Origin of the sequence: Hydrogenophaga sp. SNF1 (genome assembly GCF_034421675.1) — a bacterium.
GTDB lineage: Bacteria > Pseudomonadota > Gammaproteobacteria > Burkholderiales > Burkholderiaceae_C > Hydrogenophaga > Hydrogenophaga borbori.
In genome coordinates this window covers 1,295,679-1,320,784 of record NZ_CP139793.1, presented here as the reverse complement: position 1 = coordinate 1,320,784, position 25,106 = coordinate 1,295,679, and the positions used below count along the sequence as shown (strand labels likewise).

The 25,106-nt window shown below is 70.8% G+C and carries 23 protein-coding genes and 1 pseudogene; 16 read left to right on the top strand and 8 right to left on the bottom strand.

Annotation, left to right across the window (positions count from 1 at the left end; all coding sequences use genetic code 11):
• Positions 1–186 precede the first annotated feature (186 nt).
• On the bottom strand, positions 187–990 hold the full coding sequence (locus SOM08_RS06470; RefSeq protein WP_322470333.1) for an IclR family transcriptional regulator: 804 nt from the start codon (positions 988–990) through the stop codon (positions 187–189).
• A 106-nt stretch (positions 991–1,096) separates the two neighbouring features.
• Between SOM08_RS06470 and SOM08_RS06465 the strand changes: the two genes are divergently transcribed.
• Positions 1,097–2,071, top strand: coding sequence for an NADPH:quinone oxidoreductase family protein (locus SOM08_RS06465; protein WP_322470332.1), 975 nt, complete (start codon positions 1,097–1,099; stop codon positions 2,069–2,071).
• An 8-nt stretch (positions 2,072–2,079) separates the two neighbouring features.
• Positions 2,080–3,006 carry a LysR family transcriptional regulator gene (locus tag SOM08_RS06460; protein ID WP_322470331.1) on the top strand — a complete coding sequence of 309 codons (927 nt, stop codon included), beginning with the start codon at positions 2,080–2,082 and terminating at the stop codon, positions 3,004–3,006.
• A 21-nt stretch (positions 3,007–3,027) separates the two neighbouring features.
• Here SOM08_RS06460 and SOM08_RS06455 read toward each other — a convergent pair whose 3' ends face one another.
• From SOM08_RS06455 to SOM08_RS06440, 4 genes are all read right to left on the bottom strand, one after another.
• Positions 3,028–3,804: a ferredoxin--NADP reductase gene (locus SOM08_RS06455; RefSeq protein WP_322470330.1), complete on the bottom strand. Its 777-nt coding sequence runs from the start codon at positions 3,802–3,804 to the stop codon at positions 3,028–3,030.
• Between the two features lie 13 nt (positions 3,805–3,817).
• On the bottom strand, positions 3,818–4,150 hold the full coding sequence (gene fdxA, locus SOM08_RS06450; protein ID WP_322470329.1) for a ferredoxin FdxA: 333 nt from the start codon (positions 4,148–4,150) through the stop codon (positions 3,818–3,820).
• A gap of 120 nt (positions 4,151–4,270) precedes the next feature.
• The gene (gene msrA / locus SOM08_RS06445; protein WP_322470328.1) at positions 4,271–4,807 is read right to left on the bottom strand and encodes a peptide-methionine (S)-S-oxide reductase MsrA; all 537 of its coding nucleotides are present in this window, start codon (positions 4,805–4,807) and stop codon (positions 4,271–4,273) included.
• Between the two features lie 269 nt (positions 4,808–5,076).
• Positions 5,077–5,949 (bottom strand): LysR family transcriptional regulator, encoded by an 873-nt coding sequence (locus tag SOM08_RS06440; RefSeq protein WP_116958513.1) that lies wholly within the window; start codon positions 5,947–5,949, stop codon positions 5,077–5,079.
• 113 nt (positions 5,950–6,062) lie between these two features.
• Here SOM08_RS06440 and SOM08_RS06435 point away from each other — a divergent pair, with 113 nt between their 5' ends.
• From SOM08_RS06435 to SOM08_RS22480, 10 genes and pseudogenes are all read left to right on the top strand, one after another.
• On the top strand, positions 6,063–7,256 hold the full coding sequence (locus SOM08_RS06435; protein WP_116958116.1) for an acyl-CoA dehydrogenase: 1,194 nt from the start codon (positions 6,063–6,065) through the stop codon (positions 7,254–7,256).
• Between the two features lie 77 nt (positions 7,257–7,333).
• Positions 7,334–8,812: a potassium/proton antiporter gene (locus SOM08_RS06430; RefSeq protein ID WP_116958117.1), complete on the top strand. Its 1,479-nt coding sequence runs from the start codon at positions 7,334–7,336 to the stop codon at positions 8,810–8,812.
• 109 nt (positions 8,813–8,921) lie between these two features.
• Positions 8,922–9,581 carry a TetR/AcrR family transcriptional regulator gene (locus tag SOM08_RS06425; protein WP_116958118.1) on the top strand — a complete coding sequence of 220 codons (660 nt, stop codon included), beginning with the start codon at positions 8,922–8,924 and terminating at the stop codon, positions 9,579–9,581.
• Positions 9,582–9,639: 58 nt separating this feature from the next.
• A complete protein-coding gene (locus tag SOM08_RS06420) occupies positions 9,640–10,791 on the top strand; it encodes an efflux RND transporter periplasmic adaptor subunit (protein WP_116958119.1) in 1,152 nt (383 codons plus the stop codon).
• 21 nt (positions 10,792–10,812) lie between these two features.
• Positions 10,813–13,989: an efflux RND transporter permease subunit gene (locus SOM08_RS06415; RefSeq protein WP_322470327.1), complete on the top strand. Its 3,177-nt coding sequence runs from the start codon at positions 10,813–10,815 to the stop codon at positions 13,987–13,989.
• 49 nt (positions 13,990–14,038) lie between these two features.
• The gene (locus tag SOM08_RS06410; RefSeq protein ID WP_322470326.1) at positions 14,039–14,728 is read left to right on the top strand and encodes a protein-L-isoaspartate O-methyltransferase; all 690 of its coding nucleotides are present in this window, start codon (positions 14,039–14,041) and stop codon (positions 14,726–14,728) included.
• 14 nt (positions 14,729–14,742) lie between these two features.
• A complete protein-coding gene (locus SOM08_RS06405) occupies positions 14,743–15,090 on the top strand; it encodes a rhodanese-like domain-containing protein (protein ID WP_322470325.1) in 348 nt (115 codons plus the stop codon).
• Positions 15,091–15,218: 128 nt separating this feature from the next.
• Positions 15,219–16,550: a TolC family outer membrane protein gene (locus SOM08_RS06400; RefSeq protein ID WP_116958122.1), complete on the top strand. Its 1,332-nt coding sequence runs from the start codon at positions 15,219–15,221 to the stop codon at positions 16,548–16,550.
• A 123-nt stretch (positions 16,551–16,673) separates the two neighbouring features.
• A complete protein-coding gene (locus SOM08_RS06395) occupies positions 16,674–17,414 on the top strand; it encodes a glycosyltransferase (RefSeq protein ID WP_116958123.1) in 741 nt (246 codons plus the stop codon).
• Positions 17,390–18,004 (top strand): annotated as a pseudogene (locus tag SOM08_RS22480) (3-deoxy-D-manno-octulosonic acid transferase); the annotation flags it as partial. The gene SOM08_RS06395 and the pseudogene SOM08_RS22480, both read left to right, overlap by 25 nt.
• A gap of 613 nt (positions 18,005–18,617) precedes the next feature.
• Here SOM08_RS22480 and SOM08_RS06385 read toward each other — a convergent pair.
• Positions 18,618–18,881, bottom strand: a complete 264-nt coding sequence (locus SOM08_RS06385) for a hypothetical protein (RefSeq protein ID WP_322470725.1) — start codon at positions 18,879–18,881, stop codon at positions 18,618–18,620.
• Here SOM08_RS06385 and SOM08_RS06380 point away from each other — a divergent pair.
• The 4 genes from SOM08_RS06380 to SOM08_RS06365 are packed head-to-tail and all read left to right on the top strand — an operon-like array spanning position 18,780 to position 22,702.
• Positions 18,780–19,421 (top strand): 3-deoxy-D-manno-octulosonic acid kinase, encoded by a 642-nt coding sequence (locus SOM08_RS06380; RefSeq protein WP_322470691.1) that lies wholly within the window; start codon positions 18,780–18,782, stop codon positions 19,419–19,421. The two genes, SOM08_RS06385 and SOM08_RS06380, sit on opposite strands and share 102 nt — an antisense overlap.
• The gene (locus tag SOM08_RS06375) at positions 19,418–20,665 is read left to right on the top strand and encodes an O-antigen ligase family protein (protein ID WP_322470323.1); all 1,248 of its coding nucleotides are present in this window, start codon (positions 19,418–19,420) and stop codon (positions 20,663–20,665) included. Before SOM08_RS06380 ends, SOM08_RS06375 begins: the two co-directional genes overlap by 4 nt.
• Complete coding sequence (locus SOM08_RS06370; protein ID WP_322470322.1) at positions 20,662–21,741, top strand: hypothetical protein; 1,080 nt, start codon at positions 20,662–20,664, stop codon at positions 21,739–21,741. Before SOM08_RS06375 ends, SOM08_RS06370 begins: the two co-directional genes overlap by 4 nt.
• 22 nt (positions 21,742–21,763) lie before the next feature.
• Positions 21,764–22,702: a hypothetical protein gene (locus SOM08_RS06365; protein ID WP_322470321.1), complete on the top strand. Its 939-nt coding sequence runs from the start codon at positions 21,764–21,766 to the stop codon at positions 22,700–22,702.
• A 16-nt stretch (positions 22,703–22,718) separates the two neighbouring features.
• On the opposite strand, the gene SOM08_RS06360 is transcribed toward SOM08_RS06365, so the two are convergent.
• Both SOM08_RS06360 and SOM08_RS06355 read right to left on the bottom strand, forming a co-directional pair.
• On the bottom strand, positions 22,719–23,576 hold the full coding sequence (locus tag SOM08_RS06360) for a glycosyltransferase family 2 protein (protein WP_322470320.1): 858 nt from the start codon (positions 23,574–23,576) through the stop codon (positions 22,719–22,721).
• A 102-nt stretch (positions 23,577–23,678) separates the two neighbouring features.
• The gene (locus tag SOM08_RS06355) at positions 23,679–25,061 is read right to left on the bottom strand and encodes a phosphomannomutase/phosphoglucomutase (protein WP_116958129.1); all 1,383 of its coding nucleotides are present in this window, start codon (positions 25,059–25,061) and stop codon (positions 23,679–23,681) included.
• Positions 25,062–25,106: the final 45 nt, after the last annotated feature.

Sequence of the window (25,106 nt, the reverse complement as noted above, 5' to 3'; positions counted from 1 at the left end):
GGGCTCCGGTTGGCAATGGCGCCGAAAGGAGCTCGGCGTCCGGGCCCGTTCGTCAAGTTCCGCAGAGCAGAATTGATGAAGGACTTGAATTCAGTTTAGCCAGCCGGCCGACGCCGGTAAACCGGGACACCCCCCACCTCCGGGCATTTGCGACGGCAGAAAGCTTCCGTTTGCCGCCGCTCGTTTTCAGTTCTCGGAACGGATCGCGCGCTCGATGCGGGCGGCCATCTCGATCAGCCGCGGCCCCAGGCAGGCCAGTCTGGCCGCGTCCATGCTGCTGGCTGGCCCGCCGCAATTGAGACCGAACCGGTCGCGGCCGTCGCCCGGGTCCAGCGTCACCGCCACGGCGCCGATGTCCGCACCCGGCGACGACCGCACGTAGCCATGGCGCACCAGGTGCGCCTGTGCCTCGGCCAGGCCGCCGCGCCCCTGTTCCCACTCGGCGGGCGCCTCCGCCCGCAGGGCCTTGAGCGCCTTGTCGCGCGTGTCGGCATCGAGCGAGAACAGCATGGCACGCCCGATCGCCGAGCGCGCCAGCGACAGGCGCGCACCCACATCCAGCCCCAGGGTCAGCGGCGCCGCCGACCGGCAATGCGCCACGTAAACCGCCCAGCCGCCGCTGCGCACCGCCAGCGACACGGCCGCGCCGGCCTCGTCGGCCAGGGCCTGCATGAAGGGCCGCGCGATGCGGCCCAGTTCGAAGTGCGACAGCACGCGAAACCCCAGGCCCAGCACCGGCAAGCCCAGCGCGTACATCTCGCGCTCGGGCGAGTGCTCCAGGTAGCCCAGCGCGGTGAGCGTGTAGGTCATGCGCGAGACCGTGGCCTTGGGCAGACCGGTGCGGTGCGCGATCTCCTGGTTGGGCAGCCACCGCTCCGATGGCTGGTAGCAGCGCAGCACGTCCAGGCCACGCGCCAGCGCCGTCACGAAACGGCGGTCGCCCTCGGCGTCGGAGCGGCGGGTCTTGAGTGGTTTGGCGGTGCGTCCCATGGCGTCCTCTTTTGGTTCCGCTGTGCAGAATATAGATTCTATTCAGATGGCCCGGACAGCGCCTCGTGGCTATACTGGACCGCGAACTCCAACCGACAGAGACACGATGAAAGCTGTGGTTTGCAGACAATGGGGATTGCCGGAATCCCTGGTGGTGGACGAGCTGCCTTCGCCCACGCCCGGCCCGGGCGAAGTCCTCATCGAGGTCCACGCCGCTGGCGTGAACTTCCCCGACACCCTCATCATCCAGCGCAAGTACCAGGTGCAGCCCAAACTGCCCTTCTCGCCCGGTGGCGAGGTGGCGGGCCGGGTGCTGGCGCTGGGCCCGGGCGTCAGCGGCTGCCGGGTGGGCGATCGGGTGGTCGGCAGCGGCGCTTTCGGCGGTTTCGCGCAAGAGGCCGTGGTGGCGGCCGAGCGTGTGGTGCCGCTGCCCGAGGACATGCCCTATGAACAGGCGGCCGCCTTCGTGCTGGCCTATGGCACCAGCCTGCACGCGCTGAAAGACCGCGCCCGCCTGCTGGCGGGCGAGACGCTGCTGGTGCTGGGCGCCGGCGGCGGCGTGGGCATCGCGGCGGTGGAGATCGGCAAGGCCATGGGCGCGCGGGTGATCGCCGCAGCGTCCGACGCGCAGAAGCTGGCCCTGTGCGTGGCCCATGGGGCAGACGACACCATCAACTACGCCAGCGAGGACCTGCGCGAGCGCCTGAGCGGGCTGGTCCCCGGCGGTCCGCAGGTCATCTTCGACCCCGTGGGCGGGGCCCTCAGCGAAACGGCGTTCCGCGGCATCGCCTGGGAGGGGCGCCACCTGGTGGTGGGCTTCGCCGCAGGCGAGGTGCCGCGCCTGCCGCTCAACCTGCCGCTGCTCAAGGGCGCGTCCGTCATGGGCGTGTACTGGGGCGCCTTCCTGCGCCGCGACCCGGAGACCACGCGTGCCCACATGCGCGAGCTGTTCGCGCTGCGCAACAGCGGCGCGGTGCGCCCTCCCGTGACACGCAGCTACCGCATGGAAGAGGCCGGCCAGGCGCTGCGCGACGTGATGGAGCGGCGCGTCAAGGGCAAGGTGGTCATCCTCGTCCGTTAGGAGTCCCCATGGTCCGTCTGGGTGAAGACATTTCCTCGCGCAAGCTCGAGGTGCTGGTGGCCTACCTGGAACATCGAACGCTCAGCGCGGCCGCCGATGCGCTCAACACCAGCGCGGTGAGCGTGCACCGCGCGCTGCACTCGCTGGAGGACAGCGTGCGCTGCTCGCTGTTTCGCCACGAGGGTCGCGTGCTGGTGCCCACCGAAGCCGCCCACACGCTGGCCGGCGTGGCCCAGGACGTGCTGGGGCGGCTGGAGCGCGGCATCGAAGCCACGCGCGCGGCCGCGGGCTACTCGTCGGACCGGCTCAAGATCGGTTCGCTGTACTCACTCACCAGCCACCTGCTGCCCGAACTCATCAAGGCGATGAACCAACGCCGGCCGAACGTGCAGTGCGAACTCGTCCTGGGCAAATCGCGCAACGAACTGCTGCCGCGCCTGCGCCAGGGGCTGGTCGACTCGGTGTTTGCCGAGATCAGCCCGGCCGACACGGACCTGGTCTGCCTGCCGCTGTTCGAGGACGAGCCCTGCTTCGCCGCGCCCCTGTCCTCGCCCCTGGCGGCGCTGGACGCGATCACGCTGGCCGATCACGCCGGCGAAAAAACCGTCACCCTGGCCGAGGGACCGTTCTCGGCCGAGCGCCTGGCCGAGCGCTTCCCGGACTTCCGGCCCACGGTGGTGATGGAGGTGCAGGACATCTTCACGCAGATGAACCTGGTGGCCAACGGCATGGCCTGCGCCGTGGTGCCGGGGCGCATCCGCGCGATGTACCAGCACCTGGTGCGCTTCGTTCCCCTGGCCGAGGGTCAGGGCGCGCGCCAGACCATCGGGCTGTGCTTCATGAAGGCGCGCGAACGCGACCCGAACCTGCTGGCGCTGTCCTCGGTCGCCCGGCTGTTCGTGCGCGGGCGTGAACGCGACGCCGCGCGCGCCTGAGCGGCGGCGCCGGCGGCCCGTTCAGCGCTGCGCGAAGGCCTTCTCGATCACGTAGTGGCCCGCGTGGCCGGTCTGTGGCGACGCCATGAAGCCGCGCGCGTCGAGCCGCGCCGTCAGGTCCGCCAGCATGGACGGACTGCCGCACAGCATCACGCGGTCGCTGGCCACATCCAGCGCCGGCAGGCCGGCGAGGCGCGCCAGCGCGCCCGTGTCCATCAGCTCGGTGATGCGGCCTTGCGTGTGAAAGGCCTCGCGCGTGACAGTGGGCAGGTAGACCAATTGCTCGCGCACCATCTCGCCCAGGAACTCGTCTCGCGGCAAGTCTTCGGTGATGGTGTGCGCGTAGGCCAGGTCGGACACCTTGCGCACCGAGTGCACCAGCACGATCTTGCGGAAGCGCTCGTACACCACCGGGTCGCGGATGATGCTCATGAATGGCGCCAGGCCCGTGCCGCTGCCCAGCAGGTACAGGTATTCACCCGGCAGCAGGTCGTCGATGACCAGCGTGCCCACGGGCTTGCTGCTGACCAAGACCTCGTCGCCCGGCCGGATGTTCTGCAAGCGCGATGTCAGCGGCCCCCCGGGCACCTTGATGCTGAGGAACTCCAGGTGCTCCGCGTAGTGCGCGCTGGCGATGCTGTAGGCCCGCATCAGCGGACGGCCGTCGACCTCCAGCCCGAGCATCACGAAATGGCCGCTGTGAAAGCGCAGCGCCGACGAACGGGTGGTGCGAAAGGTGAAGAGTTCCTGGTTCCAGTGGTGAACAGACGAGACGGTTTCGCGCAGTACGCTGGCCATGGGTTTCCTTGTGTCAGGCGTGGGACGGGTCGGCGGTGCCGAAGGCGGCGAGGAGTTTTCCGGGAACACCGTCCCAATTCGCCGCATCGGCGGGCCGTTCGCCCGGGCGCTCGATCGCCGGCCACGCGGACGCGTACCGGGCGTTGAACGCCACCCAGCCAGCCGCGCTGGCGTCCGGCGCGATCGCATGGGCGGGGCATTCGGGCACGCACACGCCGCAGTCGATGCACAGGTCCGGATCGATGACCAGCATCGATTCGCCTTCGCGGAAGCAGTCCACGGGACAGACCGCGACGCAATCCATGTACTTGCATCGGATGCAGTTTTCGGTGACGACGTACGGCATGGGCACTCGGGTGTGGTGGAGCCCCGAAGCTACCCATGGCCGCGAGCGCGATCAAACAAGCCGCCGTTGAACCCTTTCGCCGCGCGCAACGTTTCCCGGGCCGGCCGCGGCGCGGCGCGCCTACTTCGCCAGCCGCGCGAAGGTCTTGCGGAACTTGGCCACCTTGGGCGCGGCCACCGCCATGCAATAGCCCTGGTGCGGGTTGCGCTCGAAGAAGTCCTGGTGGTAGTCCTCGGCCGGCCAGTAGTTCTCCAGCGCTTGCACCTCGGTCACGATGGGACGGCCAAAGGCCCCCTCCCGGGTGAGCTCGTCGATGATGGCGCGCGCCTCGGCCTGCTGCTCGGGCGTGGTGAAGTAGATGCCGCTGCGGTACTGCGTACCCACGTCGTTGCCCTGGCGGTTGGGCGTGGTCGGGTCGTGCACCACGAAGAAGATCTCCAGCAGCTCGCGCGTGCTCACCTCGTCGGGGTCGTACTCCAGGCGCACCACCTCGTTGTGGCCGGTGCCGCCGGTGCACACCTGCTCGTAGCTGGGCTGCTTCAGGTGCCCATTGCTGTAGCCCGACTCCACGTCGGTGACGCCGCGCACTTCCTTGTAAACCGATTCGGTGCACCAGAAGCAGCCGCCCCCCAGCACCAGCACCTGTTTGTCGCTCATCGTGAATCTCCAGTGGTCCTTGCCAGGCCTCGAGTAGACCACCCGAGGCTTTCACGACACCGAAGCGGGGCCTTGGGCCGCCACCAGGGCGCCTACCTAGCCGGTGAGCACGGGCCGGAGCGCTTCGAGCGCCTCGACGGAGGGCGGCTGGGCCGTGGCGCGCCACGCAGTCCCGCCGCGCAGACCACCCGCAAGGCATCGCCCAGCTTGCGGGCGATCAGACCCAGGACGCGGCCCCTCACGCCCCCGTGTCCTGGCGCAACAGGACACTAACCCCGAACGACGTCGAGAAAGGCCGCCAGCGCGGCGCTTTCACCGCCGTCCCGCCAGAGGCAGTGCGTCTCGTACGTCGGCGAATCGCCCTGCAGCGGCACGAAGGCGGCCCCCGGCAGCCCGGCCTGCTGCAGGGCGGCCGGCACCAGCGAGACGCCCAGGCCCTGCGCCACCACCGACACCACGCTGAGCCAGTGGCGCAGCTCGAAGCGCACGTCGGGCTCGAAGCCGTGGTCGGCGCACAGGGCGAGCAGGCGGTCGTGGTAGTCGGGCGAGACGGCGCGCGAGATCGCCACGAAGGGCTCGCCGGCCAGCGCGGCAGGCGCCAGCCGCCGCTTGCGCGCCAGCGCGTGGCCCGCCGGCACGCAGGCCACGAAGGCCTGGCGCGAGACCAGCACCTGCGAACAGCCCGGCGGCACGCGGGTGGTGTGCACGAAGCCGGCCTCCAGCCGCTGGTGCTGCAGGTCGATGAGCTGGTCGCTGGAGCTCATCTCGCGCAGCACCAGCTTCAGGCGCGGGTGGCGTTGGGCGAAGCCGCGCAGGATCTGCGGCAGGCCCCGGTACAGCACGGTGCCCGCGAAGCCCACGCGCAACTGGCCGCTCACGCCCTGGGCCACCTCGCGCGCCTCGCGCGCGGCCGCGCCAGCCGCCTCCAACAGGGCCCGCGCGCGCGGCACGAAGGCCTGGCCGGCGGGCGTGAGGGCCACGCCCCGGCTGTTGCGCACGAACAGCGGGGCGCCCACCGAGGCCTCCAGTTGCTGGATGTTCAGCGACAGCGGCGGCTGCGTCATGGCCAGGCGGGCGGCGGCGCGGCCGAAGTGCAGCTCCTCGGCCAGGGCGAGGAAACAGCGCAGGTGGCGGAACTCCATGGCCTTCTCCATCGATTTGCTGTTTGTATTGTTGGATACAGGATCGATATTAGACAGCTATGGCGCCACGGCGGACAATCCTTCGATTGCCCCATCAAATACGGAGACACGCCATGCTCTCGCCAAAGAAAGCCAAAGCCAGCTTCAGCTGGGAAGACCCCTTCCAGCTCGACGGCCAGCTCACCGAGGACGAGCGCGCGGTGCGCGACGCCGCCCACACCTACTGCCAGGAACGCCTGCTGCCGCGCGTGACCGAGGCCTTCCGCAAGGAAGTCACCGACCCGGCCATCTTCCGCGAGATGGGCGACCTGGGCCTGCTGGGCGTGACCATCCCCGAGGCCTACGGCGGCGCCGGGCTCAACTACGTCTGCTACGGCCTGGTGGCGCGCGAGGTCGAGCGCATCGACTCGGGCTACCGCTCCATGATGAGCGTGCAAAGCTCGCTGGTGATGGTGCCGATCAACGAGTTCGGCACCGAGGCGCAGAAACAGAAGTACCTGCCCAAGCTGGCCACGGGCGAATGGATCGGCTGCTTCGGCCTGACCGAGCCCAACCATGGCTCCGACCCCGGCAGCATGGTCACGCGCGCCAAGAAGGTGGACGGCGGCTACAGCCTGTCGGGCGCCAAGATGTGGATCACCAACAGCCCGATCGCCGATGTCTTCGTGGTCTGGGCCAAGGACGACGAAGGCGCGATCCGCGGCTTCATCCTGGAAAAGGGCTGGAAGGGCCTGTCCGCGCCCGCCATCCACAGCAAGGTGGGCCTGCGCGCCTCCATCACCGGCGAGATCGTGCTGGACAACGTGTTCTGCCCCGAGGAAAACGCCTTCCCCGAGGTGCGCGGCTTGAAGGGCCCCTTCACCTGCCTGAACAGCGCGCGCTACGGCATCGCCTGGGGGGCGCTGGGCGCCGCCGAGGACTGCTATTTCCGCGCCCGCCAGTACGTGCTGGACCGCCAGCAGTTCGGCCGCCCGCTCGCCGCCAACCAGCTGATCCAGAAAAAGCTGGCCGACATGCTGACCGAGATCAGCCTGGGCCTGCAGGGCTGCCTGCGCCTGGGCCGCCTCAAGGACGAGGGGGTGGCGCCCGTGGAGCTCACCTCCATCCTCAAGCGCAACAGCTGCGGCAAGGCCCTGGACATCGCCCGCCTGGCGCGCGACATGATGGGCGGCAACGGCATCAGCGACGAGTTCGGCGTGGCGCGCCACCTGGTCAACCTCGAGGTGGTCAACACCTACGAAGGCACGCACGACATCCACGCCCTGATCCTGGGTCGCGCGATCACGGGCATCGCGGCCTTCAACTGACCGCACCGGCGGCCTGGGCCGCCCGGCCTCGGTGCAACCCGCTGCGCCGCGTGCACGCTTTCTGCTAGCGTGCGGGCGTGCACCACCTGCTCGACGCCCTCTCCCTGCCGCTGTTCGCCGCCGCCGCGCTGGTCTTCGTCAGCGTGCTGGCCGGCGTGGTGTCCACGCGCGCCGGCTTCTCGTTGCTGCTGGTCTTCCTGGTCGCCGGCATGCTGGCCGGCAAGGACGGGCCCGGCGGCTTCAGCTTCAACGACTTCCGGCTGGCCTTCTGGGTCGGCAACGTCGCGCTCGCGGTGATCCTGCTGGACGGCGGGCTGCGCACCGAACTGGCCACTTTCCGCACCGGCCTGAGGCCCTCCATGCTGCTCGCCACGGTGGGCGTGCTGGTGTCCGCGGCCATCACCGGCGCGGCGGCGCACTGGCTGCTGACCCTGTCCTGGCCCATGGCCCTGCTGGTGGGCGCCATCGTGGGCTCCACCGACGCGGCGGCCGTGTTCGCGCTGCTGAAGTCGTCCGGCGTTCGGCTCAACGAGCGCGTGGCCGCCACGCTGGAGATCGAGTCCGGCATGAACGACCCGATGGCGGTCTACCTCACCCTGGCCTTCATCGGCGTGGCGCTGGCCCTGGGCAACGCGGTGGCGGACGAGGTCACGCTGGGCGGCATCGCCTGGTCGCTGCTGCTGCAGTTCGGCTGGGGCGCGGCCATGGGCCTGGGCAGCGGCTGGGGCCTGGCCGAACTGCTCAAGCGCCTGGGGCGCGGCGCCGACGGCGGCGGCGGCATCCGCGCCCTGCTCATCGTCTCGGGTGGGCTGGCGGTGTTCGCGCTCACCACCTGGCTGGGCGGCTCGGGCTTCCTGGCGGTCTACGCCATGGGCGTGGTGGCGGGCAACCGCGCGCGCCGGCTGGTGCGCTCCTCGCTCTCGGCCATGGACGGCTACGCCTGGCTCGCGCAGGCCGGCATGTTCCTGCTGCTGGGCCTGCTGGTGTCGCCCAGCGAGATGATGGACACCCTGCTGCCGGCCCTGGGCGTGTCGCTGGTGCTGATGCTGGTGGCGCGGCCGGTGGCGGTGTGGCTGTGCCTCAGGCCTTTCCACTTCTCGCCGCACGAAATCGGCTTCATCGCCTGGGTGGGCCTGCGCGGCGCGGTGCCCATCGTGCTGGCGGTGTTCCCCATGATGGCCGGCGTACCCGGCGCGCACGGGTTCCTCGACGTCGCCTTCGTGGTGGTGCTCACGTCCTTGCTGCTGCAGGGCTCCACCATCGGGCTGGCGGCGCGCCGCGCCCATGTGGCCCTGCCGGACCTGGACGACACCGAGGAAGCCCGCCTGGTGTTCGGCGACTTCGTGCTCGACGCCAACACGCCGCTGGAAGGGCTGTGCGGCTTCTACGGCCTGCCGGTGCCCGGCGAATCGGACCAGACGGTGGGCCAGTGGCTGCGCAACGAACTGCACCGCCCACCGGTGGTGGGGGACGTGGCGGAACTGGGCAAGGCCGAAATCAGCGTGCGCGAGATGGACGCGAGCCGGATCACACGGGTGGGGATCAAGCTGGGTTGAGCCGGCGCCGGCGGGCATGCGCTGGCACCGGGCCCGACTTGCCCCTGGCGGCACGCCGCCTGGGGCGGCTGGGGTATATTAATAACCCATCGGTCAGTAACTAGCGCCCATGCCTGCCACCCCCCCGCCACCGCCCGCCGAGGCCCCGCGCCGCGCCCGCCGCAAGGAGGCGCGCCCGGGTGAGTTGATCGAGGCGGCCCTGGCCCTGTTCGTCGAAAAGGGCTTCGCCGCGACGCGCGTCGAGGAGGTGGCCGCGCGCGCCGGGGTGTCCAAGGGCACGCTGTTCCTGTATTTCCCCAGCAAGGAAGATCTGTTCAAGGCCGTGGTGCGCGAAACCGTCGCCGGCCGCTTTCCGGAATGGTCGAACGAGTTGGCCGAGTTCCAGGGCGACAGCGTGGAGCTGGTGCGCTACGCCATGCACACCTGGTGGGAGCGCGTGGGCATGACGCCCGCCTCCGGCATCACCAAGCTCGTCATGGCCGAGGCGGGCACCTTCCCCGAGATCGCCAGCTTCTACCAGAACGAGGTGGTCGCCCCGGGCCACGAGCTGATCAAGCGCATCCTGCAGCGCGGCATCGACCGCGGCGAGTTCCGCGAGATGCCGCTCGACTACGCGGTCTACAGCCTGATCGCGCCCATGATCTTCCTGCTCATGTGGAAACACGCCATGACGCCCTGCGCCCCGCCCTCGCAGCAGATCGATCCTCTGACCTTCATCGACACCCAGGTCGACCTGATCCTGAGCGGCATGCTCAAACGCCCGCGATGAGCCCCGCACGACCGCCCCAAAGGGCCCGCACCACAGCGCGCCGCGCGAAGGTTTCCCCATGACCACCTCCCGTCTGCGAAAGACCCTCTACTGGGCCCTGGCCGGGCTGGCCGTGGCCGCGCTGGCCCTGGGCGTGGTGCGCGCGCTGCACAAGCGCAGCGCCCAGGCCGCGCAGGCGAGCGCCGCCGCCCAGGCCCTGCAGACCGCGCCGGTCTATGAGGTCGCCGCGCGCGACGTGTTCACGGTGCGCCGCCTCGCACTGCAGCAGACGGCCGAGGTCTCGGGCTCGCTGGTGGCGGTGCAGACCGTGGCCATCAAGGCGCGGGTGGCCGGCGAACTGCAAGGCCTGACCAAGCGCGAGGGCGACAGCGTGGCCGCCAACGAGGTGGTCGCGCGCATCGACCCGACCGAGCCGCAGGCGCGCGTGCGACAGGCCGAGCAGCAGGCCGAGTCGGCGCTGGCGCAGGTGCGCATCGCGCAGCGCAACCAGAACAACAACCAGGCCCTGGTGCAGCAGGGCTTCATCTCGGCCACCGCGCTGGACACCTCGCAGGCCAACCTGGCCGCGGCCGAGGCCAACCACCGCGCGGCCATGGCCGCGTTGGACATCGCGCGCAAATCGCTCGCCGACACGGTGCTGCGCTCGCCCATCGCCGGCCAGATCGCCGCCCGGCCGGTGCGCAACGGCGAGCGCGTGGGCGTGGACACACGCGTGCTCGAGGTGGTCGACCTCTCGGCCTTTGAGGTGGAGGCCGCGCTGAGCCCGGCCGACGCCGCGCGCATCGCGCCGGGCCAGGGCGCGCGCCTGGTGGTGGAAGGCCTGCCCGAACCGGTGAACGCCACGGTGGCGCGCATCAACCCCAGCGTGCAGGCCGGCAGCCGCAGTGTGCTGGTCTACCTGCGGCTGACCGCCCAGCCGGGCATGCGCCAGGGCCTGTTCGCGCGCGGCGGGATCGTGGCCGGCACCGTCGAGGCCCCGGCCGTGCCGGTGTCGGCCATCCGCAACGACCGGCCCGAGCCCTACGTGCAGGTGCTGCGCGACGGCGTGGTCAAGCACGTGGGCCTGGCGCCCGCGCCCACGGGCAGCGTGGACGGCGTGCCCCACCAGGCGGTACCCGCCCTGGCCGAGGGCGACACCGTGCTGGCGGCCACGGCCGGCGCCATCCGCGACGGCACGCGCGTGAAGCTGGCCGCCGCGGCCAAGCCCTGAGCCCCGGGAGCGCGACACGCCATGTGGTTCACCCAGGTCTCGCTGCGCAACCCGGTCTTCGCCACCATGGTCATGCTGGCCTTCGTGGTGCTGGGCGCGTTCTCCCTGCAGCGCCTGCAGGTGGACCAGTTCCCCAACATCGACTTTCCGGTCGTGGTGGTCACCACCACCTACCCCGGCGCCTCGCCCGAAATCGTCGAGTCCGAGGTGACCAAGAAGGTCGAGGAAGCCGTCAACGCCATCGCGGGCGTCAACAGCCTCACCTCGCGCAGCTACGAAGGCAACTCGGTGGTGATCATCGAGTTCCAGCTCACCGTGGACGGCCGCAAGGCCGCCGACGACGTGCGCGAGAAAATCGGCATCCTGCGCCCGCTGCTGCGCGACGAGGTGGACGAGCCGCGCGTGCTGCGCTTCGACCCCGCCAGCCGCTCCATCTGGTCGGTGGCCGTGGTGCCCGAGGCGGTGGACGGCCGCGCGATGTCGGCCGTGGAGCTGTCCACCTGGGCCGACCAGGTGCTCAAGAAGCGGCTGGAGAACGTGCGCGGCGTGGGCTCGGTCACGCTGGTGGGCGCCACGCGGCGCGCCATCAACATCGAACTCGACCCCGCCGCCATGCGGGCGATGGGCGTGACCACCGAGCAGATCAACGCCGCCGTCCTCAGCGAAAACCAGGACCTGCCCGTGGGCACACTCAAGACCGGCGAGTCCGAGCGCGTGGTGCAGGTGCTCTCGCGCCTGGCCAACCCGCGCGACTTCGACGACATCATCGTCGCCCGCCGCGGCGGCCTGCCCATCAAGCTGGGCCAGGTGGCGCGCGTGAGCGACGGCACCCAGGAAGTCGAGAGCCTGTCGCTCTACAACGGCCAGCGCACCTTGTTGCTGCAGGTGCAGAAGGCGCAGGACGAGAACACCATCGCGGTGGTCGACGGCCTGAACGCGGCGCTGGCCGCGGTCAAGCCCGAGCTGCCGCCCGGCGTTCGGCTGGAGCCCATCGCCGATGGCTCGCGGCCGATCCGTGTGTCGGTGCAGAACGTGCGCCAGACGCTGATCGAGGGCGCCATCCTCACCGTGCTCATCGTCTTCCTGTTCCTCAACTCCTGGCGCTCCACCGTCATCACCGGGCTCACGCTGCCCATCGCCATCATCGGCACCTTCTTCGTGATGAACGCGCTGGGCTTCACCATCAACATGATCACGCTGATGGCGCTCACGCTGTCGGTGGGCCTGCTGATCGACGACGCCATCGTGGTGCGCGAGAACATCGTGCGCCACGTGCAGATGGGCAAGGCGCCCTACCAGGCCGCCATGGAAGGCACGCAGGAAATCGGCCTGGCGGTGCTGGCCACCACGCTGTCCATCGTGGCGGTGTTCCTGCCCATCGGCTTCATGGGCGGCATCATCGGCAAGTTCTTCCACGAGTTCGGCATCACCATGGTCGCGGCGGTGCTGATCTCCATGTTCGTGAGCTTCACGCTGGACCCGATGCTGTCCTCGGTGTGGCACGACCCGGCCATCGACACGCACGGCCAGCCGCCGGGCCGCTCGCTGTACGACCGCACCCTGGGCCGCGTGACGCACTGGTTCGACCGCTTCCAGGACGACCTCGCCGACGGCTACCAGGCCGCGCTGCGCTGGTCGCTGCGGCACAAGCTGGCCACGCTGGCCCTGGCCTTGGCCACCTTCGTCGCCAGCCTGGCCCTGCTGCCGCTGCTGGGCACCGAGTTCGTGCCCAAGGCGGACTTCTCCGAGACCTCGGTCAGCTACCACACGCCGGTGGGCAGTTCACTTCCCGCCACCGAGGCCAAGGCGCGCGAGGTCGAGGCCGTCCTGCGCACCTTCCCCGAGGTGCGGTACACGCTCACCACCATCAACACCGGCAACGCGCAGGGCTCGATGTACGCCAGCACCTACGTGCGCCTGGTGGACCGCAAGGACCGCACGCTCAGCGCCGACGCTATGTCGGCCCTGCTGCGCGACCGGCTGCGCGCGGTGCCCGGCATCACCGTCACGCACGCCGGGCTGCTCGACGCCGTGGGCGGCGGCAAGCAGATCGAGTTTTCGCTGCAGGGCGACGACCTCGACGAGCTGGAACGCCTGAGCGCGCTGATCACCGAGCGGCTGCGCCCCATCGTCGGCCTGGTGGACCTGGACTCCAGCCTCAAGCCCGACAAGCCGACGGTGGACGTGGTGCTCAGGCGCGACCTCGCCTCCGACCTCGGCCTGTCCACCAAGGCCATCGGCAACAGCCTGCGCACCCTGGTGGCCGGCACCACCGTCGGCAACTGGCGCGCCCAGAACGGCGAGACCTACGACGTGATGGTGCGCCTGCCCCCGCCGCAGCGCCAGCGCACGCAGGACCTGCTGCAGCTGCCGCTCAGCGTGGGCAACGCGGCCGACGGCAGCGTGCGCACCGTGCCGCTGGCGCAGGTGGCCGACGTCGTGGAAGGCACCGGCCCGAACCAGATCAACCGCCGCAACCTCAACCGCGAGGTGTCCTTCAGCGCCAACGTCTACGGCCGCTCGGCCGGCGAGGTGTCGGCCGAGATCCAGCGCGTGGTCGACGGCATCGCCCTGCCGCCGGGCTACCGCACCGAGTTCAGCGGCTCCACCAAGAACATGAAGGAGTCCTTCGGCTACGCCCTGTCGGCGCTGGCGCTGGCCATCATCTTCATCTACATGATCCTGGCCAGCCAGTTCCAGAGCTTCCTGCAGCCGCTCTCGCTCATGACCTCGCTGCCGCTCACGCTGATCGGCGTGGTGCTGGCGCTGCTCATGTTCGGCTCCACCATGAGCATGTTCTCCATCATCGGCATCGTGCTGCTCATGGGCCTGGTGACCAAGAACGCCATCCTGCTGGTGGACTTCGCCATCCGCGCGCGCGAGGGCCGCGCCGGCGGCCCGCCGCTGCCGCGCGACGAGGCCCTGCTGCTGGCGGCCAAGGTGCGGCTGCGCCCCATCCTCATGACCACCCTGGCCATGGTCTTCGGCATGGTGCCGCTGGCCTTCGCGCTCACCGAAGGCTCGGAGCAGCGCGCGCCCATGGGCCAGGCCGTGATCGGCGGCGTCATCACCTCCTCGCTGCTCACGCTGGTGGTGGTGCCGGTGGTCTACGGCTACCTCGACGACCTGGCCGCCTGGCTGCGCCGCAAGGCCGGGCTGCCGCCCGCCGCCACGCCCCCGCAGGACAGTGCGCCATAGGGCGCCTCCTAAAATCCACCGGTTGTGCCGACCCCATTGGAGATATGAGATGACCACCGCGAACAGCCTCGAACAGGCCCGCTTCAACATGATCGAGCAGCAGATCCGCCCCTGGGAGGTGCTCGACGGCCGCGTGCTCGAGCTGCTGGGCCGGGTGCGCCGCGAGGACTTCGCGCCCGCCGCCCACCGGGCCCTGGCGTTCACCGACATGGAACTGCCCCTGACCCAGCCCGCGGTCGATGGCCAGTGCATGCTGGCGCCGCGCGTGCAGGCCCGCCTGGTGCAGGACCTGGCCCTCAAGCCCACCGACAAGGTGCTGGAGATCGGCACCGGCAGCGGCTACACCGCCGCCCTCATGGCCAGCCTGGCTCAGCGCGTGCTGTCGCTGGAGATCGAGCCCGCGCTGGCCTCGCAGGCCCGCACCCGCCTGATGCAGGCCGGCGTCACCAACGTCGAGGTGCGCCAGGCCGATGCCGCGGCGAACGGCTTCGCCGCCTGCCGCGCCGACGGGCCGTACGACGCCATCCTGCTCGGCGGCTCGCTGGCCGAGGTGCCACCCGCCCTGCTGGGTCTGCTGGCGCCGGGCGGGCGCCTCGCCGCCATCGTGGGCGACGAACCCGTGATGCGCGCCACCTTCATCACCCGCGGGGGCGAAGCCGACTACCGCAGCGCCCAGCCCTGGGACACCCTCGCGCCGCGCCTTCGCCACTTCCCCGAGCCTTCGCGCTTCCGCTTCTGAACCGGCGCCACCGCATGCAAGCCATCACCCCCGCCCAGCTCGACGACTGGCTGCGCCAGGAAACCGCGGACGGCGCCACCGTGCCCGTGCTGCTCGACGTGCGCGAGCCCTGGGAACTGCAGACCGCGAGCGTGCCGCCCGGCCCGGGCTACGACCTGCTGCCCGTGCCCATGCGCAGCGTGCCCGCCCGCCTGGCCGAACTGGACCGCGACCGCCCCATCGCCTGCCTGTGCCACCACGGCGGGCGCAGTGCCCAGGTGGCCCGCTTCCTGCAGGACCAGGGCTACACGCGCGTGGTCAACGTACACGGCGGCATCGACCTGTGGTCGCGCGAACGCGACCCGTCGATCCCGCGCTACTGATATGAAGCACCCCCTGCGCCGCTTCGCGGCTTCTCCCTCTCTCGCCCACGACGGGCGGGGGACGGCACCCCAGGCCCGGCAGAGCCGGTTCCTCGGTGCCCCCGGCCGTCGTCTCTGAGGAGCTATCCATGATCTTTGCCGTTGCCTTTCGTCCGATGGCGGTCGCCGCGCTCCTGGCCCTGGGCGCGGCGTCCGGTGCACAGGCCCAGAGCCTGGTCCAGCTGTTCGAGGCCGCGCGCGGCTTTGACGCCACCTACCTGGCCGCGCGTTCGTTGTACGAGGCCAACCTGGCCCAGGCCGACCAGGCGCGCGCCGGCCTGCTGCCCCAGGTCGGCCTGGGCGCGGGCGCCAGCTGGGCGAACCGCGACAGCAGCAACAAGCTGCTCGACGGCACCAGCAACAGCCAGAACGTGACGCTGTCGGCCAGCCAACCGCTGTACCGGCCCGCCAACAAGCTCGCCAACGACCAGGCCATCCTGTCCAAGGACATCGCGCAGGCCCAGCTCGTGCAGGCCGAGCAGGACCTGATCGTGCGCGCCGCGCAGGCCTATTTCGACGTGCTCGCCGCCCAGGACACGCTCACCTTCGTGCGCGCGCAAAAGACCGCGGTGGAACAGCAGCTCGCCGCCGCGCGACGCAATTTCGAGGTCGGCACCGCCACCGTGACCGACGCGCGCGAGGCCCAGGCCCGCTTCGACCTGGTGATCGCCCAGGAGATCGCGGCCGAGAACGACCTGCGGGTGAAGAAACTCGCGCTCGACCAGCTGGTGGGCCGCAGCGGCGTGACGCCCCTGCCCCTGGCCACGCCGGTGGACCTGCCGCCGCTGGAGCCCGCGACGCCGCAGGGCTGGCTGGACCGCGCGGGCGACCAGCACCCGGCGATCCTGAGCGCGCAGCGCAACCTCGACATCGCCAGGCTCGAAACGCAGCGCGCCGAGGCCGGCCACAAGCCCACGGTGGACCTGGTGGGCCAGTACCAGGTGGCGCGCGCGCCGTCCGGCGTGCAGGGCATACCGGGCAACGTGCGCAACAACAACGCCAGCGTGGGCGTGCAGTTCAACATGCCGCTGTTCGCGGGCTATTCCATCCAGAACCGCGTGAAGCAGACCCTGGCGCTGGAGGAAAAGGCCCGCGCCGACCTCGACGCCGCCCGCCGCACGGTGGACCTGCGCACGCGCAGCGCCTTCCTCGGCCTGGTCTCGGGCCAGGGACAGGTGAAGGCGCTGGAAGCGGCCGAGACCTCCAGCCAGAGCGCGCTGGAAGCCAACCAGCTGGGCTATCAGGTGGGCGTGCGCATCAACATCGACGTGCTCAACGCCCAGAGCCAGCTCTACCAGACCAAGCGCGACCTGGCCCAGGCCCGCTACAACGTGCTGCTGGGCAGCCTGCGCCTGCGCCAGGCCAGCGGCGAGCTGACACCGGCCGACCTGCAGGCCGTCGACGCCTTGCTGGCGCGCTGAGCGCCGGTCCCACCGGGGGGGTCGGCGTTCGAGCCGCCCACCCGGAGCCGATACACTCCCCCGATTGCCCACCCGCCCGGCCCCGACCCGGGCGGGCCCGTTTTTCACCCTGCAGGAGATGACGTGCAAGCCGTCAACGTGCTGTGCATCAAATGGGGCCGCAAGTACGGCCCCGAATACGTCAACAAGCTCCACAGCATGGTGTCGCGCCACCTGAGCCGGCCCTTCCGCTTCGTCTGTCTCACCGACGACGCCACCGGCATCCACTCGGGCATCGAGGTCAAGCCGATTCCTGCCGTGGGCTTCGACGAATTCGACCAGCGCAAGCCCTGGACCTTCGGCCACGGCTGGCTCAAGCTCACCAGCTTCGCCGACCCGCTGTACGACCTCACCGGCCGCACCCTGTTCCTGGACCTGGACATCGTCATCGTCGACAGCCTCGACCCCTTCTTCGACCAGCCCGGCGAATTCGTCGTGATCAAGGAATGGGACAAGACCGACGGCACGGGCAACACCTCGTGCTACCTCTACACCATCGGCGCCCACACCGACGCGCTGGAGCACCTGAAGACGGGCTACCCCCAGTCCATCGCCGACGTGCGCAACGAGCAGGAGTACATCACCGGCTACCTGGGCCGCCAGGGCAAGGTGAGCTTCTGGCCCGACGGCTGGTGCGTGAGCTTCAAGCGCCACTGCATGCAGCGCGGCCTCATGGGCTGGTTCAAGCCGCCCGAGATCCCGCCGGGCGCCCGCATCATCGCCTTCCATGGCAAACCCAACCCGCCCGACGCCATCGCCGGCGTGAGCGGCAAGTGGTACCGACGCGTGCTGCCCACGCCATGGGTGGCCGAACACTGGCGGTGAACCCGCCGCGCGCCACCGCCACGCTGAGGGCCTACCAGGGCCTGAGCCGCGCGCTCACGCCCTGGTTGTTGGGCTGGTTGTGGTGGCGCGGCCGGCGCGAACCCGGCTACCGCGACCGCCTGGGTGAACGCCTGGGCCGCTTCGCCATCGAGCCCGAGCGCCTCGGCGGCCTGTGGCTGCACGCGGCCTCGGTCGGCGAGGTGCAGGCCGCGCGGCCCCTGATCGAGGCCCTGCTGCACGACTGGCCCGCGCACGCCCTCACCGTCACCACGCAGACGCCCACGGGCGCGGCCGCGCTGCGCGCCGCCTGGGGCGATCGCATCGCGCACCGCTTCGCGCCGCTGGACACGCCGGGCGCGGTGCGCCGCTTTCTCGACCGGCTGCAGCCGCAGGCCCTGGTGCTGGTGGAGCGCGAGCTGTGGCCGCAGTGGTTGTTCGAATGCGCGCAGCGGGCGCTGCCGGTGCTGCTGGCCAACGCGCGCCTGTCCGAGGGGTCCGCGCGCACCTACAGCCGCTGGCCGGGGCTGATGCGGCACGCCTGGCCCCGGCTCGACGTGGCCGCCGCCGACGGGGCCTCGGCCGAGCGCCTGCGCGCGCTGGGCGTGCCGCCGCAGCGGGTGACGCTCACGGGCAACCTCAAGTTCGACGCCGCCCCGCCCGCGCAGGCGCAGGCCCTGCCGCCCGAGCTGGGGTCGCGCCGCCTGGTGGTCGCCGGCAGCACGCACGACGGCGACGAGGCCGCCTGGCTCGACGCCTGGCGCGGCCTGCGCGAGCGCCACCCCGACGCCCTGCTCGTGCTCGTGCCGCGCCACCCCCAGCGCTTCGACGCCGTGGCGGCCGAGCTGCGGCGCCGTGGCCTGGCCTTCGCGCGCCGCAGCATCGGCGACGCCGTGGAACCGCAGACCACCGTGCTGCTGGCCGACACCATGGGCGAGCTGATGCACTGGTACCGCCACGCCAGCCTGTGCTTCGTCGGCGGCACGCTGGCGCCCGTGGGTGGCCACAACCCGCTGGAGCCCATGGCCCTGGGCCAGGCCTTCCTGTTCGGCCCGCACACCACCAACGCGCCCACCCTGTTCGACGAAGCCCAGGCCGCTGGCGCCGGGCTGGCGGTGCACGACGCGGCCACGCTGGAGCGCGCGGTGGACGAGGCCCTGCGCGACCCCGCCGCCTGGGCCGTGCGCGGCGCGGCGGCACGCACCCTCATCGACGCCCACCGCGGCGCGGCGCCGCACGCAGGCCCACCTGCGCGCGCTGCTGGGCGATGTCGACGGCTCGGCACTCGGACCGGTCCAGGTCGCCACGCGGGACGGCGACACGCTCTGGCACGACCCGCGCCGCGTCGACGCAAGCGACGCGCCCCGCCTGTTCGAGGCCCAGGCGCCCACCGAACACCTGGCCACCGGCAGCGGCCGTGGCCAGGCGCGGCTCGTGCAGCACCAGGGCCAGGGCCTGGTGCTGCGCCACTACCGGCGCGGCGGTCTCATGGCGCGCCTGAGCGAGGACCGCTTCCTGCGCGAGGCCGCGCACCGCAGCCGCGCCATGCGCGAATTCGCGCTGCTGCGCCTGCTGCGGTCCTGGCGGCTGCCCGTGCCCGAGGCCGCGCTCGCGCGCCACCGCGCCCACGGGCTGGTCTACAGCGCCGACATCGCGGTCGGCCTGATCCCGGGCAGCCGCAACCTCGTGCAGCGACTGCAGTCCGTGCGCCCCACGCCGGCGGACTGGGCGGCCCTGGGCCGCGCCATCCGCGCCCTGCACGACCGACAGGTCTTCCACGCCGACCTCAACGCCCACAACCTGCTGCTCGACGCGCAGGGCCGTGCCTGGGTGGTCGACTTCGACAAATGCGCCGTGCGCCCGGGCGATGCCTGGAAAGCGGACAACCTCGCGCGGCTGCAACGCTCGTTGCGCAAGGAAGCGACCCGCGTGCACCCGTACCACTGGGACGAAGCCGACTGGACCCACCTCACCACGGCCTACGAGCGGCCCGACGCCACCCCCCCATGAGCTTCACCCACGCCTGTTCCACTGGCGCCCGCGCCGCCCTGGTGCTGTGCTTCCTGGCCTTCCCCATGTCCGTGGCCCTGGCCAACGTGGCCCTGCTGCTGACCTTGCTGCTATGGTTGCTCTCGCTCGCCGGTGCGCCAGCGCGCGCCGAGCTGCGCGAGGCCTTGCGCAACCCGCTGGCCGCGCCCGCGCTCGCGCTGTTCGCCTGGATCGTGATCGCCGTGGCCTGGTCGCCGGCCGACCCCCAGGGGATCCTGGGCGCCTTGCAGAAGTACCTGAAATTCCTGATGGTGCCGATGTTCATCGCGCTGCTGCAGGACCCGGCCACGCGCCGGCGCTGCTGGCATGCCTTCATGCTGGCCCTGCTGTTCACGCTGGCCGTCACCTGGCTCAGCGTGTGGATCGAGATTCCCTGGACGCGCGCCAGCCGCTTCGGGCGCGTCAATGACCACACCGTATTCAAAGACCACATCTCGCAAGGCTTGATGATGACGGTGTTCGCAACGATCACGGCCCTGATCGCCATCACCTCCCGCAACACCGTGTGGAGATGGCTCTGCGGCGCACTCTGGGTGCTCGCCACCGTTTCCATCCTCTTCCTGTCCGAAGGGCGCACGGGCTACCTTGCCTGGGCCGCGTCCAGCGGCGTGTTCGCCATTACGCTGGCCTTCGCACACTCAAGGCGCGCCGTTCTCGGCGCCGTGGTGGGCTTGATCGCCGTGGGGGCGTTGGCTTTCGCCACGTCTCCGGTTTTTCAGGAACGCGTGGCCAATGCGTGGCGAGACATGCGCACCGTCCAACTGGACAACACCCCCGGCGCCGTGGTCACCTCCACCGGCGCGCGCGTCGAGATGGCCCGATTCGCCCTTGACGCTTCGCTCCAGGCCCCGGTGTTCGGCCACGGCACCGCGTCCTATCCCGTACTGGCCAAGCAGCACTTCACCAGCACCGAATGGTGCTCGGTGGTGTGCCCGCACCCGCACAACCAGTTCCTCTTCTTCCTGGTCGAACAGGGCGCCATCGGCCTGCTGCTGTTCCTGTGGTTCATCGCCGCCATCGCGCGCGAGGGCTGGCGGCACGACCCGCCGCGGCGCGCCTTCTCCCTGGCCTTCGTGGCCACGCTGGCGGCGGCCTGCCTCTCGCACAGCTCGTTCTGGTTGTCGACCGAGAACCATTGCCTCATCCTCATGAGCGCGCTCACCATGGCCAGCCTGCGCGCGCGGCGCGCGCCGGTGTCCACATGACCCGCCTCACCATCGCCTTCCACTCCAACCAGATCTCGTTGCGTGGCACCGAGGTGGCGCTGTACGACTACGCGGTCGGCGCCGAGGCGGTGCTGGGCCACCGCGCCGTGATCCTGCACGACGCCACCCACCCGGGCAACGACGGGCAGGCAATCGCCAAGTTCCGCGCGCGCTTCGACGTCGCCGCGTACCGCGAGCGCGGCGAACTCGACGGCCTGCTGCAGCGCCACGGCGCGCAGCTGATGTACGCGATCAAATCGGGCAAGAACGATGGCCTGGTGTCGCGCACGGTGCCCACCATGGTGCACGCGGTCTTCCCCACGCACCCGCGCCAGATGCATGGCGCGTCCTACGCCTTCATCTCGGAGTGGCTGAGCCGGCGCTGCAGCGCCGGCCGCATCCCGGCCGTGCCACACATCGTGAGCCTGCCCGCCGAGGACAGCGACCTGCGCGCCGAACTGGGCATTCCCAGGAAAGCCAAGGTGCTGGGCTGCCACGGCGGCGCGCACAGCTTCGACGTGCCGGCGGCCATCGAGGCGGTGCGGCGCGTGCTGGCCACGCGCGACGACACCTGGTTCCTGTTCCTCAACATCGAGCCCTTCGTCGACCACCCGCGCGCCCGCTTCCTGCCCGGCACCAGCGATCTGGTGTTCAAGACGCGCTTCATCAACAGCTGCGACGCCATGCTGCACGCGCGCCTGCAGGGCGAGTCCTTCGGCCTGGCCTGCGGCGAGTTCTCCGTCCGCAACAAGCCGGTGCTGACCTACGCGCGCAGCAAGCACCGCCACCACCTGGACGTGCTGGGCGACGCCGGCTGGCCCTACCGCGACGCCGACGACCTGGTGCGCCGCATCGAATCGCTGGACCCCGCCGCCGTCCGCGCGGGTTCCTGGGACCGCTACACGCCGCTCTACAACCCCGAGCGCGTGATGGGCCTGTTCGACCAGCACCTGATCCAGCCCGCGCTGCGCAACCCCTCACGCGAGCGGCCCCAGCTGCACGTGCCCTGGGTCGACACCCTGGCCTATTGGCGGCTGAAGCTGGACATGCGCCTGCGGCGCGGCGCTCGCCTGTGACACCGATGAAACGGCCCTTCCCATGAGCCTGCCGCTCTTTGACCCCCGGGATCCTGGCGCCGCGCCCAGGGTCTACGACTGCTTCACCTACGACGGCGAAGACTGCCTGGATCTGAGGCTGCGCGCGCATTGGGACCGCGTCGATGTCTTCGTCATCGTCGAGGCCGCGCTGACCTTCGCTGGGCACGCCAAGGCCCTGAGTTTCGACCCGGCGCGCTTCGGCTGGGCCATGTCCAAGATCCGCTACCTCCCCCTGAGCGAGGACAGCTTCGCGGGCTGCAAGACGGCCTGGGACCGCGAGCGCCGCCAGCGCGATGCCCTGCGCCAGGGCTATGCCGATGCGGCCGACGGCGACGTGGTGGTCATCGCCGATGTCGACGAGATCCTGCGGCCGGAGAAGATCGGCCCCGTGCCCGCGGGCGAGGTTCAGGTCTTTGAGCAGCTCATGCTCTATTTCTACTGCGATTACCTCATGATCTCGGAGCCCTTCTGGCGCAAGGCCATCGCCGTCAGTGGCGCCGATGCCCTGCGCCACACGCCCGAGGACCTGCGCAACGACAAGGCGCTGAGGCAATCGATGCGCGAGGTGGTGATCCCCGACGCCGGCTGGCACTTCAGCTACCTGGGCGGCATGGAGATGATCGAAAAGAAGCTGGAGCGCTTCTCGCACCAGAACCTCAACAAGCCGAAGTACCGCGATCGCCAGAAGAACCTGGCGCGCCTGTACGCCGGCAAGGACATCTACCACCGCCCCAAGCAATGGGGTCGCGTGCAGCTCACCGCCGGGCAATGGGCCCCCGAGGTCGTGGAACGCTGGTTTCGGGAGCGTCCCGAGCTGCGCGCGCCCGAGGACATCCGCAGCGCCGGCAGCCTGGCCGCCGTGCTGCGGCGTCAGCGCGAGCGGCCGCGCTGGCGGCGCGCCTGGGACAAGCTGCGCCTGCGGATCTGGAACGCCTTCTGAGGCCCCACGCCGGCCGCTAAGGCCGCCAGCGCGCCAACCCCATCCAGCGGCCCGCCATGCGCGCCAGCAGGCGCGGCGACCAGGCGATGGCGCGCAACGGCAGCGCCACCGTGGTGCCCAGCAGCACGCTCCAGCGCTGCCGCCGCGCCTGCGCGGGCGAGCGGTGCTTGGCCGTGTAGATCAGCTTGGACTGCGCGTGGTGGTAGCCGCGCAGGTACTCGCTTTTCCACGGCGCCTTGCCTTTGACGGAGCCGCGCGCGCGGTGCACCGCCGTCACGGCGGGCCACACCACCAGCGGGCGCTGGTGCTGGAACAGGCGCAGGCAGAGGTCGTCGTCCTCATAGTAGAGAAAGAAACGCTCGTCGAAAAAGCCCACGCCCTCGAAACGCTCGAGGCGCAGCAGCATGGCCGCACCGACCACGAAGCCGACGCAGGCCGGCCCTTCGGCGCCGGGCCCGCGCGAGGGCCACAGGGTGCTGGGCCAGCGGTAGTTCACGTCGGGCCGGCCCGGCGCGCCTTCCAGCTGCGGCGCGACGACGGCGGCCTCGGGCATCGCCTGCGCGGCGCGCACGAGCTCGCGCAGGCCGTCCGGCGTGACCTCGCAATCGGGGTTGAGCAGGAAGGCGAAGGGCGTCTTCACCCGCGCGATGGCGCGGTTGTTGGCCGTGCCGAAGCCCAGGTTGCGGCCATGCTCCAGCACCGTGGCGCGCGGCCAGCGCGCGCGCGCCTGCCCGGGCGTGCCGTCGCCACTGCCGTTGTCGGAGATCACCACGTGGGGGCAGTGGGCGAGCAGGCCGTCGAGCGCGGGCAGGCAATGGGCGCTGTGGAACGTGACCAGCACCACGGTCACGTCATTGAGCAGATCCTCAGCCATGCGTGCCCTCATCGGGAAATGCCGCGGAACCGGCTTTGCCGGGCCGCTGGCATTGCCCCCTTGAGGGGGTGGCGCGAAGCGCCGCGGGGGTGTTCATATTTGTCAATGCGCGCTCGCGCCCACGACGGCGTCGGGCTTGGCCTGCTTCAGCAGGTCCAGCATCGTCGCCTCGATGCGGTGCAGCGCCTCGATCGTTTGGCCTTCGAAGCGCAGCACCAGCACCGGCGTGGTGTTGGAGGCGCGGATCAGCCCGAAGCCGTCGGGCCAGTCCACGCGCACCCCGTCGATGGTGGAGACCCGCGCCGGCGCCTCGAAGCGCGCCAGGTCCACCAGCGCCTTGACCACCGCGTGCGGCTCGCCCTCGGCGCAGGCCACGTTGAGCTCGGGCGTGCTGTGGCTGGTGGGCAGGCCGTTGAGCACGGCGTTGGCGTCGGGGTGACGGCTCAGGATCTCCAGCAGGCGCGCGCCCGCGTAGCTGCCGTCGTCGAAGCCGAACCAGCGCTCCTTGAAGAAGATGTGGCCGCTCATCTCGCCACCGAGCGGGCTGTCCAGCTCCTTCATGCGCGCCTTGATCAGCGAATGGCCGGTCTTGTAGATGTGCGGCACGCCGCCGGCGGCCTCGATGGCCGGGCCCAGGCGCTGCGAGCACTTGACGTCGTAGACGATGGCGCCGCCCGGCACGCGCGACAGCACGTCCCGCGCGAACAGCACCATCTGGCGGTCGGGGAAGATGTTGTGGCCGTCCTTGGTGACGATGCCCAGGCGGTCGCCGTCGCCGTCGAAGGCCAGGCCCAGCTCGGCGTCGGTCTCGGCCAGGGCGCGGATCACGTCGCGCAGGTTCTCGGGCTTGCTCGGGTCGGGGTGGTGGTGGGGGAAGTTGCCATCGACCTCGCTGAAGAGCTCGATCACCTCGCAGCCCAGGGCGCGGAACAGCGCGGGCGCCGAGGCGCCGGCCACGCCGTTGCCGCAGTCCACCACGATCTTCATCGGCCGCGCGAGCTTCACGTCGCCCACGATGCGGTCGCGGTAGGGGCCGGCCACGTTGACGTGGCGCACCCGACCGCCCTCGGCGCGCTCGCCGCCGTCGCGCTCGATGAGCTGGCGCAGGGCCTGGATGTCCTCGCCGTAGATGGCCCGGCCGCCCAGCACCATCTTGAAGCCGTTGTAGTCCTTGGGGTTGTGGCTGCCGGTGACCTGGATGCCGCTGTGGCACAGCGTGGCGGCGGCGAAGTACAGCATGGGCGTGGTGACCATGCCGACGTCGATGACGTCGATACCGGCCGCCACCAGGCCGCGGATCAGCGCGGCCGACAGCGCCGGTCCGCTCAACCGCCCGTCGCGGCCCACGGCCACGGTGCGCTCACCCTGGCGGCGCGCCACGGTGCCGAACGCCAGGCCCAGCGCTTCGGCCACGCGCTCGTCCAGCGTGCTCGGCACCACGCCTCGGACGTCGTAGGCCTTGAAGATGGAGGCGGACACTTGCATGCAGGGGCTCCCGTGAGGTGATGGCAAAGCGGGCATTGTAGGAAG